The organism is Bombella pluederhausensis, from assembly GCF_026385525.1.
GTDB lineage: Bacteria > Pseudomonadota > Alphaproteobacteria > Acetobacterales > Acetobacteraceae > Bombella > Bombella pluederhausensis.
Genome location: NZ_JANIDY010000005.1, coordinates 34,082 through 50,745 on the forward strand (window position 1 = coordinate 34,082; position 16,664 = coordinate 50,745).

Below are 16,664 nucleotides of genomic sequence, written 5' to 3' on the forward strand. Positions count from 1 at the left end.
GCTCATGCGTGGTCTCCTTCCTGCCCTGCCTCATGCCGTTCCGACAGCCGCTTGACCTTGAAGACACGCAGCACGACCACAAAGAACAGCGGCACAAAATAGACGGCCAGTATGGTGGCTGTGAGCATCCCGCCCACCACACAGGTACCGATAGCCACACGAGACGCTGCCCCCGCCCCCGTGGCAATAGCCAACGGGAACACACCACAGACGAACGCAATGGAGGTCATAAGAATAGGGCGCAGACGCTCCTGACCGGCCTTCATCACGGCGTCTTCCAGCGTATCGCCATGATCATAGAAGAACTTTGCAAACTCCACGATCAGAATGGCGTTCTTCACGGCCAGACCAACCGTTGTCAGCAGCCCAACCTGAAAATACACGTCATTGCTCAGCCCCCGCCAGAGTGTTGAGCCAATGGCCCCCAGCACGCCCAGCGGCAGCACCAGCAGAACAGCAAAAGGAATCGCCCAACTCTCATAAAGAGCGGCCAGACAGAGCAGGATCACGATAACAGCCAGAGCATAAAGCGGCCCTGTCGCATTACCAGAGGCCAGCTGCTCGAAGGTCAGGCCCGTCCATTCATGCCCGACACCCGGCGGCAGGGTCTTGAGAATCTTCTCGATCTCCGCCACAGCCCGACCAGAGCTGACACCAACGGCAGGCACACCCTGAATCTCGTAAGAGTTCAGACCGTTATAATTCTCCACCTTCTGCGGCCCAACAATCCAGTGCCCCGCAGCAAAAGCATTAAACGGCACCATATCCCCGACATTATTGCGGACATACCAGCGATTCAGATCTTCCGGCGTCATGCGGGAGAATGGTTCACCCTGAATATAGACCTGCTTCACACGGTCATTACGGGTGAACTGATTGACATAGATCGACCCCAGAGCCCCCTGAATGGTTGTGTTGAGCTCCGCATTGCTGATGCCCTGCGCATTGGCCTTCTCACGATTGAGGTCCAGCACGAACTGGGGCGCATCTTCCAGCCCCATGGGACGCACAGCAGCCAGAAGCGGATTTTTAGACGCTGCCGCCAGAAGCTTGTTCCGGGCCGCAAGGAAGGCCTGATGACCAATATGGCCATTGTCTTCAAGCTCCAGATCAAAGCCGGTTGCGTTACCAAGCTCCATCACCGCTGGAGGATTCAGGGCATAAATCTGCGCCGCCGGGTCGCCCCAGAAATGCTTCATGATCTTATTGGCAATGGCCATGCTGGAATGTTCATATCCCGGCCGCACATCCCACGGCTTGAGACGGATAAAGAACGCCCCGGCATTCTGCCCCTGCCCGGCAAAGCTGAAGCCGTTCATGGTGAAGACGGATTCCACATCCTGACCATAGGTCTTCAATACGTAATCCGTGATCCGGCGGTTGACGGCCCCTGTCTGCGCATCAGTCGCACCGGCAGGCATGCTGACCTGCCCGAAAATGAGAGCCTGATCTTCATCTGGCAGGAAGCCAGTCGGCACCTTTATGAACAGGTAGCCCACCAGAGCCGTCAGACCGAGAAAAACGATCATAGCCGGGGTACGCAGACGCAGCATATGCCGCACGCCCCCCACATAACGCTGTGTCAGCCGGTCAAACCAGTTATTGAACCAGACAGCCGGGCGGAAATGCACCTCATGCTTGGTCGGCTTGAGCATGGTAGCGCAAAGAGCGGGTGTCATGACCATTGCCACCAGAACGGACAGCCACATGGCCGCCACCACCGTGATGGAGAACTGCCGGTAGATCACGCCAGTGGACCCACCAAAAGCCGCCATAGGCAGGAAGACCGCACTGAGAACCAGCACAATACCCACCAGCGCCCCAGAAATTTCATCCATGGATTCACGGGCGGCTTCCCGCGGTGAGAGCTTCTTCTCGCTCATCACACGTTCAACATTCTCCACCACCACGATGGCATCATCCACCAGAAGCCCCACAGCCAGCACCATCGCCAGCATGGTCAGCGTGTTGATGCTGTAACCAAGGACAGACAGCATCCCGAACGTCCCCAAAAGTACCACCGGCACGGCAATGGTCGGGATCAGGGTGGCCCGGAAATTCTGGAGGAACACAAGCATCACGATGAAGACCAGTGCAATGGCTTCAAACAGTGTTTCAATCACTTCCTCGATGGAGTGGGTGATGAAGGGCTCCGTATCCAGCGGATAAACGACCTTCAACCCCTTGGGGAAGAACTGGGAAAGCTGTGCGATTTTCGCCCGGACAGCTTCCTCCGTCACAAGCTGGTTAGCTCCCGGTGCCAGCTTCAGGGCCATGGCCGTGGCAGGCTCATTATTATAACGGGATGTCAGATTATAGCTCTGTGCACCAAGCTCCACATGGCCAATATCTTTCATGCGGACCTGACTGCCATCCTGTTGGACCTTCAACAGCATATTGCTGAACTGCTCTGGTTCCGTCAGACGGACAGGCCCGATGATATTGGCATCAAACCCAATCCCTTTACGGGCTGGCAAACCACCAAGCTCACCAGAAGCCACCTGAATATTCTGGCTCTGAACAGCAGCCTGCACGTCACTCACGGTCAGGCCATATTTGTACAGCTTGTCCGGGTCCATCCAGATACGCATGGCATATTCAGAGCCGAACAGCGTGTGATCCCCCACGCCGGAAATACGGGAAAGCGGGTCCATCACGTTGGACGCCACATAGTCCGAAATATCCTGCCCGCTCATGCTCCCATCCGTAGAGATGAAGCCGATGACAAGCATGAAGTTCTTGGCTGCCTTGGTGATGCTCAACCCCTGACTGACCACCTCTGGCGGCAGGCGTGGCTGAGCAAGCTGCAGCTTGTTCTGCACCTGTACCTGAGCAATGTCGGGATTCGTTCCCTGCTCAAAGGTCAGGTCAATTTCCATATGGCCACTGCCGTAAGACTGGGCAGACAGATATTCCAGATGGTCCAGACCGGACATCTGCTGAAGGATCGGTTCCACCACCGTGTTGTTGACCGTATCTGCCGAGGCACCGGGATCATCCACAGTGATGGCAATTTGCGGCGGAGCAATGGTTGGATACTGGGCAATGGGCATACGGGTGATGGACACACCCCCCACCAGCATGATGATAAGCCCAACCACCCAAGCGAAGATAGGACGGTCGATAAAGAAACGTGACAATGACATGCGCCGTTACTCCAGCCCCATCTCGGCCAGATTGGCCTCGTAAGGCTTAACCTCCCCTTCCGGCTTGACCTTCTGCAACCCTTCCACAATGACCTTCTCACCAGCATTCACCCCCTTGGTGACAAGCCAGTTAGACCCCACCGTCTGGCCCAGCGAAACCATGCGCATATGAACATGATTATGCCCATCCACCACCATGACATAGGGGTCACCCTTGGGTGTCCGCTGCACGCCAACCTGTGGCAGAAGCAGCGCATTCGGGTCGCTTCCTTCCTTGATATGAGCATGCACAAACATACCCGGCAGAAGCAGCTTATCCGGATTGGGCATGACACCCCGCATCACCAGCGTCCCCGTGGCAGGGTCAACCGTTACTTCGGAGAGTTTCAACTGGCCTGTCTGATTGTAGGTGGACCCATCGGGCAGTTCCAATGTGACAGCAGCTTCACTTCCGTTACGCTCCAGCTGACCGGAAGCCAGTTCACGCCGTAGGCGGATCATATCTTCTGCTGCCAGATTCACATCCACATAGATCGGGTCCAGCCGTGTGACCACCGCAATAGGCGTGCTCTGATTAGCCGTTACCAGCGTACCCGCTGTATAGAGTGTCCTGCCAATACGGCCATCAATCGGTGACTGCACATGCGTATAGTTCAGATTGACCTGAGCCGTTTCCACGGCGGCCTGTGCCTGTACAACCTCAGCATCCGCCTGCCGGGCCGTTGCCAGCGCATTGTCATAATCCTGACGGCTGATGGCCCGTGGCCCGACCAGCGCCTTATACCGCTTCAGCTGGGCATGGGCACGGATAGCACTGGCCTGCGCTTCCATAAGCCGCCCACGAGCCTGATCGTACGCTGCCTGAAAAGGCGCAATATAGATCTGGTAAAGAGGCTGCCCGGCCTGAACGTCTTTCCCTTCCTCAAAGGTACGGGATACCAGAACCCCACTGACCTGCGGGCGTATCTGCGCCTGCTCATAGGCATCAGTCCGCCCCGGCAGGGATGTCTCCAACGCAACGCTCTTTTTATGCAGAGTGACAACAGCAACGGACTGCGGGGGTGGAGCCGGAGGGGCTTTCTTCTGGCAGCCTGCCAGAACACCAAGCCCAAGCAGAGCCGTACTGCCATAAAAGACCGTTCGGGACAGACACACAGCCAGTTTTGGACGGAACATGCGCATAGACAGGCGGCTCTCTAAGGAATTGGACACAGAAGAATAAAACTACAGACAAATAATCCTGCCTGCATCATATCTCGCCATGAAAAAACGAGTGGGAGCGGAAACTACTCAGTTTCCATCATGGCCGTCAATCCCATATTGGCTGCATAGGTTAAAAAAGCACGAGCCTGAGGGATCTTTCCCAATAGGGCTTGACAGCCCCATGCCAAAATCGGGAACAAAGCCTGCTTCCATTTTCCATTTCGCAAGGAGTGTGGCGCCATGCAGCCCCATGATGACACGGACCGCCGCAAAACCATCCTGAAGGTTGCCTGCACTCTGCTCCAGAAGCAGGGCTACCACCACACTACGATGGACCATATCGCCCATCATGCCGGGATGTCGAAAAAGACGCTCTATCTCTTTTTCCCATCCAAGCGAGACCTGCTGGAGCAACTGCTTCTCTCCGAGCTTTTCGTGCCTCTCACCCCTTCCTCCATCCCAGAAACAGGGTTGGAAGAACAACTCCGAGCCATGATCTTCCAGATGGCGGAGATTCTTCTCTGCGAGAAACGGCTCGGCCTGATGCGGACCATCATTGGCGAAACCAACCGATCCCCCTCCATCCAGCAGCTCATGACCGAGCTTTTCCACGTTTCCGGCAACAAAACGAAAATACAGAACTGGCTTGATGAGCAGAAACAAGCTGGAAAGCTCTTTTTCAACAATGCAGCTGATGCGGCTGACCATCTCTTTGGCCTGACGGTTGGTGGCCCCATGCTGTCCCGACTAGCCCATTGCGGCCCGGCACGGGATCAGGACAGTCTTCGCCACTATCTGAATGAAGGACTCCGCATCTTTCTACATGGCTGCTACGCATCGTCCGGGTCTTTTAAGCAATAAACAGACCGTAACGGACCTATTAATCCTTTATAAAAACAGCTTTCCCGGTACCACGCATTGGCAAAGTCTTTGCCGTTGGTTATAGAATCTATTCGTAAAGCACATGGCAGACCAGACAGAAACGAGGGTCCCATTGCCCAGGCCATGGCCCACAGACCGCTCATTGCAGGATTAGCGCATGACCACTCCACCCCCCGACACGAACCGCCCTGAGCCCGCCAATGTCTCCGAGGAAGGCTACCAGAAGGACCTGAGCCGCCGTCATGTCCAGATGATCGCCATCGGTGGCGCCATCGGCACGGGGCTGTTTCTCGGGGCTGGGTCCCGCCTCCAGATCGCCGGTCCCTCTCTGGCCATTACCTACGCCATCTGCGGGCTCTGCGCTTTCATGATCCTTCGCGCCATGGGCGAGCTGGTCATGTACCGCCCCAGCAGCGGCAGCTTCGTCACCTATGCCCGTGAGTTCCTTGGGGAAGGCGCTGCCTATGCAGCAGGCTGGTTCTTCTTCCTCAACTGGGCCATGACCGGCATTGTGGACATCACCGCTATTGCGCTTTACGTCCATTACTGGCCCATGTTCGGGCACATTCCCCAGTGGCTCACCGCTCTCGGAGCGCTGGTTGTGGTCGGGGCTGTTAACCTCACCGGGGTCCGCTATTTTGGTGAGATTGAATTCTGGTTCTCTCTGGTTAAAGTTCTCACGCTGGTCATCTTCCTGGGTGTAGGTGGCTATATCCTGCTGAGCGGGACACATGTCGGCGGTTACACACCGGGCATCCATCTCATCACTGAATCCGGTGGTATTTTCCCCCATGGCATGGTGGCTTCTCTCATGCTGGTGCAGGGTGTCGTCTTTGCCTATGCTGCCACCGAGCTCATCGGGATTGCGGCAGGTGAATGCGAGCATCCCCGCAAGGTCGTGCCCAGCGCCGTTAACAGCGTGATCTGGCGTATTGTCGTCTTCTATGTTGGTTCAGTAGCTCTGCTGGTCTGCCTCATGCCGTGGTCCGCTTACCATGCTGGTGAAAGCCCGTTCGTCACCTTCTTCCATAAGCTGGGCCTGCCTGCTGCTGATAGCATCATGAACTTTGTCGTGCTGACGGCAGCTCTCTCAAGCCTCAATTCTGGTCTCTATTCCACAGGGCGCATCCTGCGTGCGCTGGCACTTGGCGGCTCTGGCCCGCAGGCCATGGGCAAACTGAACCGTAATGCTGTCCCTTATGTGGGCATTGGCGTCACGCTCTTTATCTATCTGATTGGCGTACTGATGAACTATCTGTACCCCACGCAGATTTTCGAGATCGTGCTGAGCATCTCCTCTCTGGGTATTCTGGGCACATGGGCTACGATCCTGCTCTGCCAGCTGCGCCTACACAGGGCCATCAAGCGGGGCCGTATCGCTACCACGGGCTTCTCCATGCCGGGCGCTCCTTACACAGGTTGGCTGACACTGGCCTTCCTGCTTCTGGTACTGGTCATGATGGCCTTTGACTATCCCTCGGGGACCATCACCGTTGCCTCCATCCCCGTACTGGCCCTGATCTTCTACGGAGGGTGGTTACTCCTCAAACGTAAGGATGATCCTTCAGAATCCTGATCGTCATACGGTCGGAACCTACAAAAACCCCCCGGCAGGAGATGAACCTGCCGGGGGGTTTCTTTTCCAGTAATGGCTTGTCTTTCAGACTAGCGCTTACCAAGCCCCTGTGTATCCGGGCTGCCCCCACGAGGGCGCAATGTCGGCAGGTTTTCACCCGTCACCGCATAATAAACACGCTCAGCCACGTTGGTGGCGTGATCGCCAATCCGTTCCAGATTCTTGGCGATGAAAAGCAGTTCCGTGCAGGCACGGATATTGCGGGCATCTTCCATCATGTAGGTAACGAGCTCACGGAACAGCGTCACATAATGCTCATCCACACCACGATCAGCATGCCAGACCTCCATGGCCTGATGGGCATCGTGATTAATGACGGCTTCCACCGTTCTACCCAGATTTTCCCGCACCAGACGACCCATGCTCCGCAGGCCGGACAGGGAAATATGCCCCTCACTGGAAGCCGCCTTGATCGCCTTGCGCGCAATGGATGCCGCATAATCACCGATGCGCTCAAGATCACCCGTGATCTTCAGAGCCGCAACGATTTCCCGCAGGTCCGCCCCCATTGGGCTCCGCAGAGCAAGAAGGCGAATAACCAACCCTTCCACCTCACGCTCCAGCTCATCCACATCGGGGTCAAGGCGTGTCGCCTCATCGGCGGCGGCTTCGTCATGATCTGCAATGGCCCGAAGGGCAAGGCTCACCTGCTCCTCCACAATACGGCCAATCTTCACCATCATCGCCCGGAGCTGTTCCAGCTCCTGCTCAAAGCTTGAGACGATATGAGAACGCTCATGTGGCATAGTCTCTCTCCCTTCCCGCTTTATCCAAACCGGCCAGTAATATAATCCTGCGTCTGCTTCTGACGGGGGTTGGTGAAGATGCGGTCTGCCGTATCCACTTCCACCAGCCTGCCGAGATAGAAGAAGGCAACACGGTCGGCACAACGTGCAGCCTGCTGCATGTTATGCGTCACGATGGCGATGGTGAACTCCTCTTTCAGCTCATCCAGAAGTTCTTCAATCCGGGCCGTAGAAATCGGGTCCAGTGCGGAGGTTGGTTCATCCAGCAAAAGAACCTCAGGCCGGGTTGCGATACTCCGTGCGATGCACAGGCGCTGCTGCTGCCCGCCGGAAAGGCCTGTCGCTGGAGCGTGCAGCCGGTCCCGCACCTCATTCCAGAGGGCGACACGGGTCAGCACATCCTGCACACGTTCATCCATCTCGGTCCGGCTCAGCTTCTCATGAAGACGGACACCGAAGGCGATGTTGTCATAAATGGACATGGGAAACGGCGTAGGTTTCTGAAACACCATTCCGATACGGGCCCGCAGCATGTCCAAATTGATGGAGTCTTCCAGAATGTTGCGTCCGTCAAACAGAACCTCACCTGTCGCCCGCTGACCGGGATACAGATCGTAAATCTTGTTGAACACCCGCAGCAGGGTGGACTTCCCGCAGCCACTGGGGCCAATCATGGCCGTGACACACCGGGCCGGAAAATCCAGAGAAATCCCATGCAGGGCATGGTGACTTCCATAATGGAAGTTCAGATCCCGTACGGAGAGCGCAACCTCCTGTTCAGGCCCTGTGTCTGACGGTCCAGCAGCATGCTCGGAAGAAGGCAGCGGAACGGAAGTCATGAAGGTCTCTCCCCTTGATTTCAATGACGGGATGAAAGCCGCACGGTTATGTTGATGAGAAGCACACCAAATGTCACCAGCAGGGCGCCTGTCCATGCCAGCTGCACCCAGTCCTCATAAGAAGCGCCAGCATACTGATAAATGGCAATAGGCAAGCTGGCCATCGGGCGGGTCATATCCATGGACATGGTCTGATTGCCCAAAGAGGTAAAGAGCAGCGGCGCCGTCTCACCCCCCATACGAGCCAGAGCCAGCAGGATGCCGGTCATCACGCCTTTCCGTGCCGAACGCAGGCACAGGAAAATAATGACCCTCCAGCGGGCTGCCCCCAGAGCGGCACCAGCCTCCCGCATAGCTGTCGGCACCAGACGAAGCATGTCCTCCGTTGTCCGCACAATCAACGGAAGCGCCAGCACGGCCAGAGCCACAGCACCGGAGAAACCGGAGAAATGTCCGAACGGAACCACCAGAAGCTGATAGATGAACAGACCAATCAGAATAGATGGTGCAGACATCAGCATGTCAGCGACAAAACGCACGACACTGGCAAAATGATTCCCGTTACGACCATATTCCGAAAGGTAGATGCCACACATCAACCCGACCGGAGCCGCCATCAGCAGCGCAAGCCCTGTCTGCAACAGACTCCCGATAATAGCATTCGCCAACCCCCCACCGGAACCGGGTGGCCCCATGGTGCGGGTCAGTGTGGCCCATGAGATCCCGACCAGCCCACGGCTAAGCAATGTCCAGAGAATGGAGACCAGAACGAGCAGCAGAATACTGCCCGCCGCAACACTGGCCACTGTAGCGACATAATCCAGCATCTGCCGCCGCATCGCCTTACGCCCCGGACGCCAAAGATCCGGGGTGGAATCGGCCTTGCCTACCTCATGTGAGGAGGTCGGAGAAGTTACAGGTTCCGTCATTGACGTTTCCCCCTGAGACAACGCGCCAGAACAAGGCTGACACAGGAAAGAAGCATGAGAATGAAACCCAACGCCATAAGAGAAGAAAGACGCAGGGAGCCTGCCGGACTTTCTGGAAACTGAAGGGCAATCAAAGAGGCTACGGTGCTACGAGGGGCAAAGAGTGACCAGCCCACGGTGGTGACATTACCAATGATGAACGTCACAGCCATCGTTTCGCCAAGGGCCCGCCCCATGCCCAGTACAATGGCCCCAATCATGCCATTACGGGACCACGGCACGACAATCTTATGCATCATCTCCCAGCGTGTTGCGCCGAGTCCGAAAGCACTTTCCCGCAACATGGGAGGAACGGCTCCGAATACATCCACCATTACAGCCGTAATAAAGGGAGCAATCATCACCGCCAATACAATGCCGGACGTCACAAGCCCCGTCCCCACCGGCGGCCCTGTGAACAGCGGTCCCACCATAGGAACGTGCCGCAGATGGTGGTTCAGGAAAGGCTGAATATAACGGGCGATGAACGGCACAATGGTCTGAAAGCCCCACATGCCGAAAATAATGGAGGGAACAGCCGCCAGAAGCTGGATGGTTGTCCCAACAATAGAAGCAAACCGTGCCGAAGCGATATAGACCAGCCAGAAGGCGGTTCCGAATGCCATAGGCACGGCAATCAACATGGCAATGGCTGTGCTCACGGCTGTCCCCAACAGGGGGGCCAAGATCCCGTACACATCCTTAACAGGATTCCATGACGCACTTGTGAAGAAAGCCAGACCAAACGTTGTGAATGCCTGCCATCCACCCGTTGCCATCAACAGGATAAGCCCACCCAGCAACGCCAGCACCAAGAGCGCACATATCCAGAGGAGCCCATGAAAAACGGTATCAAACCCCGCTCTGCGGTGTGATGATCGCGATACGGGCGTCATGCGCATGTGTCCAAAGCCTTGGCCGTTTCAACTGCGGTGGCCGCCATCTTAACCCATGCTGGCCGCCTATGCCTTCGTGCATTACCTTCCCTGCCGGCAAAGGACAACCTTCCGGCAAAGCCTTTGCTGCAAATTACCTCCATTGAAAGGGCTTTTTTTTGTAATTCTCCGACCCACAATAGGAAATTCCGTGCACTTGCCACAAAATTATTTCATAATTATGAAGATAGCGCATTTTCTTCACACCTTATTTCCAGGAGGGGGCCTTGCCCGCAAACCAATTCCGGGGTTACATCGACGCTATAGACGGCCAGAGCGGTATCGTTCGCGGCTGGGCCGTCAACCTGCGCGACCCCGTCCAACCTGTTCTGCTACACATCCTGATGGACGGTCAGGAGGTCATGCAGGCTGTCTGCGATCTTCCTCGTGAGGACGTTCGCGATGTTCTGCTCGCTCCCAGCGAGAAACTCGGCTTTCAGTTCACTCTGCCAGTTGAAGCCTGTGATGGCCAGCCTCATGATCTGTCCATTCGTTTTGAAGACCGCAGTGCCCTCCTCTTTCCGGATTCCGAAAACCCAGAAGTTGGCCACGAAGTTGTCACCTTCACACGGAAACCATTCACCGAATACATGAGCAACGTGGATGGTCTGCATGAAGGCCTCCTGCGTGGCTGGATCGTCTCCCGCGACTTCCCCGGTGCGGGCTGGACTGGCAATGTCATCATCTCCGTCAAGATTGATGGTGTGTCCCTCGGCACCATCCGCGCCGACTGCTACCGCGGCGATGTTGTTGAAGCCCTGAAATGCGAACCGAACTGCGGCTTTGAGTTCCCTATTCCGCATCGCTACCATGACGGGATTCCGCACAACATCACCGTTATGACCATGCCGGATGAAGTGCCCCTCTCTGGCAGCCCGATGGTGACCTCCCTGGTCGATGACCAGCTGACGGCAAAGCTGGTTCAGATTGAAAATACCATTGCTGGCCTGCACCAGCAGCTGACAGCTCTACGGAGCAGCACACGCTCGCTGATTCCCCGCAAGCCGCTCAATCTGCAGCACTACGACAAATGGGCAAAAAGCTACTACAACCTCCTGCGTGAACAGACCGCTCTCCAGCGGGAAGCTCGCCCCCTGAAGAAAAGCCCGCTTGTCTCCGTTCTCTGCCCGACATGGCGCCCCGATGAAGGTGACTTCCGTGCGGCTGTCGAGTCCGTCCTGAACCAGACTTACCAGAACTGGGAGCTGATTCTTGTTGACGATGGTAGCCAGTGCAAAAAGACAACGGCTCTCATCGAAGAATACAGCAAGAAGGACAAACGCGTCCGCGCCTTTGCTCTGAAGAAAAACCAGGGTATTGCTGGTGCCACCAACGAGGCGATCAAGAACGCCAAGGGCGACTACATCGCCTTCTTCGATCATGACGATCTGCTCGTTGATGTCGCTCTGGAGCGCATGGTCCGTGCCGCCCTGGATACCGGCGCCAAGCTGCTCTACTGCGATGAAGACAAGGTGGACGCTGCGGGTCACTTCCTCGAGCCCAACCTGAAACCAGCCTATGACTATCGTTATCTGCTGGGCTGCAACTATATCTGCCATCTGACCTTCATGGATGCAGACGTGGTACGCAAGGTTGGTCCGCTGGAGAGCCGCTATAACGGTGCCCAGGATCATGACTTCCTGCTTCGTGCTACGGAAATCATCCCCCGTGAGGCCATCCACCACGTGCCGGAGATCCTGTATCACTGGCGCAAAACGCCTAACTCCACAGCCAGCAACATTGGCAATAAGGGCTATGCTGTTAAGGCTGGCGTTGACTGCGTTACGGACCATCTGAAGCGCCGTAAGATCAAAGCCAACGTTTCCTCCGTGGAACGCCTGAGCCTCTATGCAGTGAGCTGGCCATTCCGCCGTCAGCCAACTCTCACAGTTATCATTCCTTTCCGCGACCAGCTGGAAATGACCCGGAACTGTGTCGAGTCCCTGCTGGAAACCCAGAAATACCGCAAGTTTGATATCATTCTCGTGGATAACTTCTCGGTTCAGAAGGACACACTGGCTTGGCTGGAAGACGTCAAGAAGAACAAGCAGGTCAATGTTCTGCGCGTGGAAGAACCGTTCAACTACGCTCGCCTGAACAATCTGGCTGCCAAGGAAAGCAAGAGCGATCTGCTGCTTTTCCTGAACAATGACGTCATCATCACCCAGCCAGACTTCCTGGAAAAGATGGTCCAGGAGATGCTGGCATCCCCGGATGTTGGCGCTGTTGGTGCCCGTCTTCTCTATCCTAACGGCACCATCCAGCACGCTGGTGTCGCCGTGGGACCGGAAGTCATTGGTGTGCATGTCCATCGTCTCCAGTCTGCAACGGACTTCGGCTATATTGGCCGTCTCCGCCTCAACCACGAGGTGACCGCCGTAACAGGGGCTGCCCTGATGGTGTCTCATGCTGTCTTTGATGAAGTTGGCTGCTTTGATGAAGTCGGTCTGGCCGTGGCCTACAACGATGTTGACCTCTGCCTGAAGATCCGTGACCACGGACACCGGATCATCTTCTGTGCCGAGGCCGAAGCGATCCATCATGAAAGCTACTCTCGCGGCAGTGACAACCGCCCTGAGCAGGAAGCCCGCTTCTTCCACGAAAGACAGGTCATGCTGGAGCGTTGGAAAGACAATCCGCTCTTTAAAAAAGATCCAACGTACCCACATTACTTCAAGCAGGATCTGCGGACCTTCTTTGACCTCAACGGTCCTGAAGACCTATGGTCCTAACGGGTAAGGAAACCTGAGGGAGTCCCATCCGGTTTCCAAGCCTTCCTTCCCCTCCCTGCCGAGGGGAAGGACATCACGAAGGAGCGATATGATGAGCAAGATCAATCATTACCCCACAAGCAACAACACGCCAGACAACACGAAGGCCGTGTCCATCGAGACCCTGAATGCCCGTCTGGCTGATCTGATCGATCTGGCACTGGTGACCAAGCAGGCTCACTGGAATCTCAAAGGCGTCAACTTCATTGGTGTGCATGAGATGCTGGATGGCTTCCGCGGCGGTCTGGATGGCTTTGTGGACACAGCAGCTGAGCGTGCTGTCCAGCTGGGTGGCGTAGCTCTCGGTACCGTGCAGAATGTGCATCGTCACACAAACTGCGCTCCGTACCCGACAGACATCTACACCGTCATGGATCACATCAAGGCTCTGGCCGAGCGCTATGGCGTTGTTGCCAACAAGATCCGTGAAGCCATCAAGGTGACGGCAGAAGCTGGCGATGAAGATACATCCGACATCTTCACCGAAATCTCCCGCGGACTGGACAAGAACCTTTGGTTCCTTGAGGCTCATCTGCAGGCTGAAGCTGGTCCTCGCTAAGAGAACAGAAATGGGGGCTTATGCCCCCTTTCTTAAAAAGGCACGCTCTCTTTCAGGGGCGTGCCTTTTTTAGGTTGAGATATTTTCTCAATACATCCACCAAAAAAGGGGACGGTAAATACCGCCCCCATCAACCCCAGACTCCACGTTCCCTTAGAGAGAAAGGGCCAGATGGAGCCGAGCAAAATAGAACGGGTCATCCCGTAGAACATCCCGCACCAGCCGGCCATCTTCCAGCACATCATTACTACCGGGACCGACTTCGGCTGGCATGTAATCAGGCCGCCAGTCCTTTTCTTCCTGCTCAGCTGGGGCTGGGACAGAAGCGGCTTCTTCTGGCTGTTCTGGCTGTTCTGGCTGTTCTGGCTGTTCTGGCTGTTCTGGCTGCGAAACAGCCGGTGGGGGTTCGACCTCCTGCCTGACAAGCTTCAGGCTCTCCATGATAGCCTGAAAATCTTCTTCCAACAGACGCCCCGGTAGGCTGCCCCGCTCACGCTGAACAATCCACTCGCGTGTCATATCCCGCAGAGCGTTCTGTGCAGCCCGATCATGCCCCTCCTGTGAAGCCAGCCAGCTACGCTGCGCAGCTTCCGCCAACTGCTCGCACTCTACCGCCCCCACCCTCTGCGGCGCAGAAGAAGCGGATTTCTTGACAATCCATCCCGCTACCAGCGCCTGTAAAGCGGCACTGTCCATCTCTGGCATCATCATATCGTCTCCCGGCCTGTCATCCTGCATACCAGCGCCTCATACTGGGCCAAATACTGCTTCATATCCAATAGTTTTTCCGCACGCTGACGCACATTATGGCTCAGCCTTTCTGCAAGACTCCGGGTCTCCAAGAGATGCAGAATGGCCTCTCCAATCGCTTCGGGCTGAAGGAAAGGTACCATCAGCGCCGTTTTCTCATGCTCAAGATATTCCCTTACCGGCGCCGTATCACTGGCTACAAGCGGGCAGCCTATCGCCATGGCCTCCCTCAAAGACCATGACAGCACAAACGGATAGGTCAGATAAATATGAGCATCTGAACGCTGCAGAACACGAATCATCTGCTCGCGTTCCAGCCAACCAACGAAGTGAATACGGGAAAGATCCAGCTTCCCTTCCAGCTCCTTCAGTATGGTCTCCCGCCAGCTGCCACCACCAGCAGGAGGCAGACCATAACTGACATCCTCCCGCCCCATCAGAATCACCTGACAGTCCGGCCGTGCCTTCATCAAAGCCGGCAGGGCACGCATCACACTATGAAACCCTCTATAGGGCTCCAGATTACGCGCCGCATATGTCACCAGCTTCTCATAAGGAGCAATGGTAATATTACCCAACCGGAAAGGCTTCTTCCTCAATTGGGGATTGGGCCGATATAGCTCCAGATCAACCCCTTCATCCAAAAGGGATAATTTGTCCCATGCCCAACGGGGATATGTGTCCCGCTGAAAACAGGTCGGAGTCTGCCCCTGTCCCGGACCAGCCAAAGCCTGAAGGTTGACGGCATTTTTACACCGGACCAGCAGTTCCGGCTGTTCCGGCATGGGAAACTCAGGATCGAAACCTATGTCTCGTCCTTCCACACCGTAATAGAACTCGAAATATCCCAATAGCGGCACACCGGGAAACACTGAATCAAGATTCAGCAACTCTCCCCAACCGTGATGGCCGATAATGATGTCCGGGACAAACCCCAAATCCTTTAAAGAGCGGGCTACAGCGGCAATAGCCTCTGCCCGCTGTATGGCGTGATCGAACTCTCTAACAAAAGGATGCACAGCATCCCCGTTCATCTCCGGCGGGCGGTACAGAACCCGGCGCACACCGGGAATATCCGGCCCCTTGCCCGCAGTAAGAAAGACGACATCATGCTCCGGTTTACGGGCAAGATGTGCCACCATATGGGCATACTGTGCCGGGAAGCTTTGATGAACAAAAAGAAAACGCACCGTTCCCCCCGGCCAGTTTCTGGCTGTTACTCCTTGTCAGAACGGGGAGAAGCGTCTTTCTGACCACTTCCCTGCGCCGACTTGCGCCCAGCCTTGGCGGAATCCTTATCGTCTTTCTTTTCACCACCATCCAGAGGAACAAACTCCAACCGGAATCCTTCCAGAGGAGCAAGGCTTTCTGCCTGAAGGGCTTCTTCACCCCCTTCAACCGGCCCGACTTCTGTTCCATCGGTAAAGCAGGCTGTCAGCCGAACGGTCCATTTATGGGACACATCCCCCTTCAGCCGGACACGCAGCCCCAGAATGGGCAGGGACATACCACGGGACCCGCAGAACTGCCCCCCTTCGGCCCAAGGTGACAGCCACCCACGCCCCAGAACAGCCTGATATTCAACATCTTTTGCTTGGATGGCCCCTTCAGGCTGAATAGAGAAGCCCTCAATCCAGCGCTTACTGCCACCCTGACCGATCCACTCACCCGCGACCACGCCCACATCACCACGCCGCTGGATATGCGCAATGATTTCACGGCCTGTATCGCTCATGGCACCGGAAACGGAAATACGGCTATCAGAAGACTTGGCCTTGGCAGCATCACTACCAGCCTTCGGCTCAACCGGAACACCACCAATCAGACGGATCACCTGCAGGCGGGGCGCTTCACCTGTCTGATTATCCTGATAGGTTGTCACCATCACACCAGCAGGGCCACGCCGCACCCGCACCAGTGCTGCACTATTTGCGGCGCCCATCCACCCATCAGCCATGAAAGTGACGACCTCCACAGCATCCTCAGGCACACCCGGAGCACGGGAAATACGCACACCTGGCAGTCCGCTCGGGCCTGCCTCCTTCTGACCAGGTGCATGGAACACACAGAAAACACCGGCATCCAGCGTCATCACGTGAGCACCCGCTTTCAGGTCCACAATACGATGACGGGGCTGTTCCTTATCTGTTTCTGGCATGTTCTCTCCAGCTGCCTGTAAGTCTTGCAGAAGCGCAAGGCGCTTATGCACAAATTTTCTTAGAATGTCTC

At 56.0% G+C, this 16,664-nt stretch carries 13 protein-coding genes; 4 read left to right on the top strand and 9 right to left on the bottom strand.

The window, feature by feature from the left end; genetic code table 11:
- Nucleotides 1-2 precede the first annotated feature (2 nt).
- The gene (locus tag NQF86_RS08655; RefSeq protein ID WP_323670754.1) at nucleotides 3-3,146 is read right to left on the bottom strand and encodes an efflux RND transporter permease subunit; all 3,144 of its coding nucleotides are present in this window, start codon (nucleotides 3,144-3,146) and stop codon (nucleotides 3-5) included.
- 6 nt (nucleotides 3,147-3,152) lie between these two features.
- Complete coding sequence (locus NQF86_RS08660; RefSeq protein WP_407652898.1) at nucleotides 3,153-4,322, bottom strand: efflux RND transporter periplasmic adaptor subunit; 1,170 nt, start codon at nucleotides 4,320-4,322, stop codon at nucleotides 3,153-3,155.
- Nucleotides 4,323-4,589: 267 nt separating this feature from the next.
- Here NQF86_RS08660 and NQF86_RS08665 point away from each other — a divergent pair, with 267 nt between their 5' ends.
- Together NQF86_RS08665 and NQF86_RS08670 are read left to right on the top strand one after the other, a co-directional pair.
- Nucleotides 4,590-5,210, top strand: a complete 621-nt coding sequence (locus NQF86_RS08665) for a TetR/AcrR family transcriptional regulator (RefSeq protein ID WP_266117249.1) — start codon at nucleotides 4,590-4,592, stop codon at nucleotides 5,208-5,210.
- 178 nt (nucleotides 5,211-5,388) lie between these two features.
- Entirely contained in the window at nucleotides 5,389-6,807 is a 1,419-nt protein-coding gene (locus tag NQF86_RS08670) for an amino acid permease (protein ID WP_266117250.1), read from the top strand.
- Between the two features lie 89 nt (nucleotides 6,808-6,896).
- Here NQF86_RS08670 and phoU read toward each other — a convergent pair whose 3' ends face one another.
- The 4 genes from phoU to pstC all read right to left on the bottom strand — a co-directional run bounded on the left by phoU (nucleotide 6,897) and on the right by pstC (nucleotide 10,322).
- Nucleotides 6,897-7,613, bottom strand: coding sequence for a phosphate signaling complex protein PhoU (phoU, locus tag NQF86_RS08675; RefSeq protein WP_266117252.1), 717 nt, complete (start codon nucleotides 7,611-7,613; stop codon nucleotides 6,897-6,899).
- A 20-nt stretch (nucleotides 7,614-7,633) separates the two neighbouring features.
- Nucleotides 7,634-8,452 (bottom strand): phosphate ABC transporter ATP-binding protein PstB, encoded by an 819-nt coding sequence (gene pstB / locus NQF86_RS08680; protein WP_266117253.1) that lies wholly within the window; start codon nucleotides 8,450-8,452, stop codon nucleotides 7,634-7,636.
- 20 nt (nucleotides 8,453-8,472) lie between these two features.
- Complete coding sequence (gene pstA / locus NQF86_RS08685) at nucleotides 8,473-9,291, bottom strand: phosphate ABC transporter permease PstA (RefSeq protein WP_266117277.1); 819 nt, start codon at nucleotides 9,289-9,291, stop codon at nucleotides 8,473-8,475.
- An 86-nt stretch (nucleotides 9,292-9,377) separates the two neighbouring features.
- Nucleotides 9,378-10,322, bottom strand: a complete 945-nt coding sequence (gene pstC, locus NQF86_RS08690) for a phosphate ABC transporter permease subunit PstC (protein WP_266117254.1) — start codon at nucleotides 10,320-10,322, stop codon at nucleotides 9,378-9,380.
- Between the two features lie 260 nt (nucleotides 10,323-10,582).
- Here pstC and NQF86_RS08695 point away from each other — a divergent pair, with 260 nt between their 5' ends.
- Both NQF86_RS08695 and dps read left to right on the top strand, forming a co-directional pair.
- Nucleotides 10,583-13,087 carry a glycosyltransferase family 2 protein gene (locus NQF86_RS08695; protein WP_266117255.1) on the top strand — a complete coding sequence of 835 codons (2,505 nt, stop codon included), beginning with the start codon at nucleotides 10,583-10,585 and terminating at the stop codon, nucleotides 13,085-13,087.
- Between the two features lie 91 nt (nucleotides 13,088-13,178).
- Nucleotides 13,179-13,685, top strand: coding sequence for a DNA starvation/stationary phase protection protein Dps (gene dps / locus NQF86_RS08700; RefSeq protein WP_407652899.1), 507 nt, complete (start codon nucleotides 13,179-13,181; stop codon nucleotides 13,683-13,685).
- Between the two features lie 153 nt (nucleotides 13,686-13,838).
- On the opposite strand, the gene NQF86_RS08705 is transcribed toward dps, so the two are convergent.
- The 3 genes from NQF86_RS08705 to NQF86_RS08715 are packed head-to-tail and all read right to left on the bottom strand — an operon-like array spanning nucleotide 13,839 to nucleotide 16,593.
- A complete protein-coding gene (locus NQF86_RS08705; RefSeq protein ID WP_266117258.1) occupies nucleotides 13,839-14,396 on the bottom strand; it encodes a hypothetical protein in 558 nt (185 codons plus the stop codon).
- Nucleotides 14,393-15,625 carry a glycosyltransferase gene (locus tag NQF86_RS08710; RefSeq protein WP_266117259.1) on the bottom strand — a complete coding sequence of 411 codons (1,233 nt, stop codon included), beginning with the start codon at nucleotides 15,623-15,625 and terminating at the stop codon, nucleotides 14,393-14,395. The genes NQF86_RS08705 and NQF86_RS08710 overlap by 4 nt, the downstream gene beginning before the upstream one ends.
- Nucleotides 15,626-15,651: 26 nt before the next feature.
- On the bottom strand, nucleotides 15,652-16,593 hold the full coding sequence (locus NQF86_RS08715) for a hypothetical protein (protein WP_266117260.1): 942 nt from the start codon (nucleotides 16,591-16,593) through the stop codon (nucleotides 15,652-15,654).
- Between the last annotated feature and the right edge of the window lie 71 nt (nucleotides 16,594-16,664).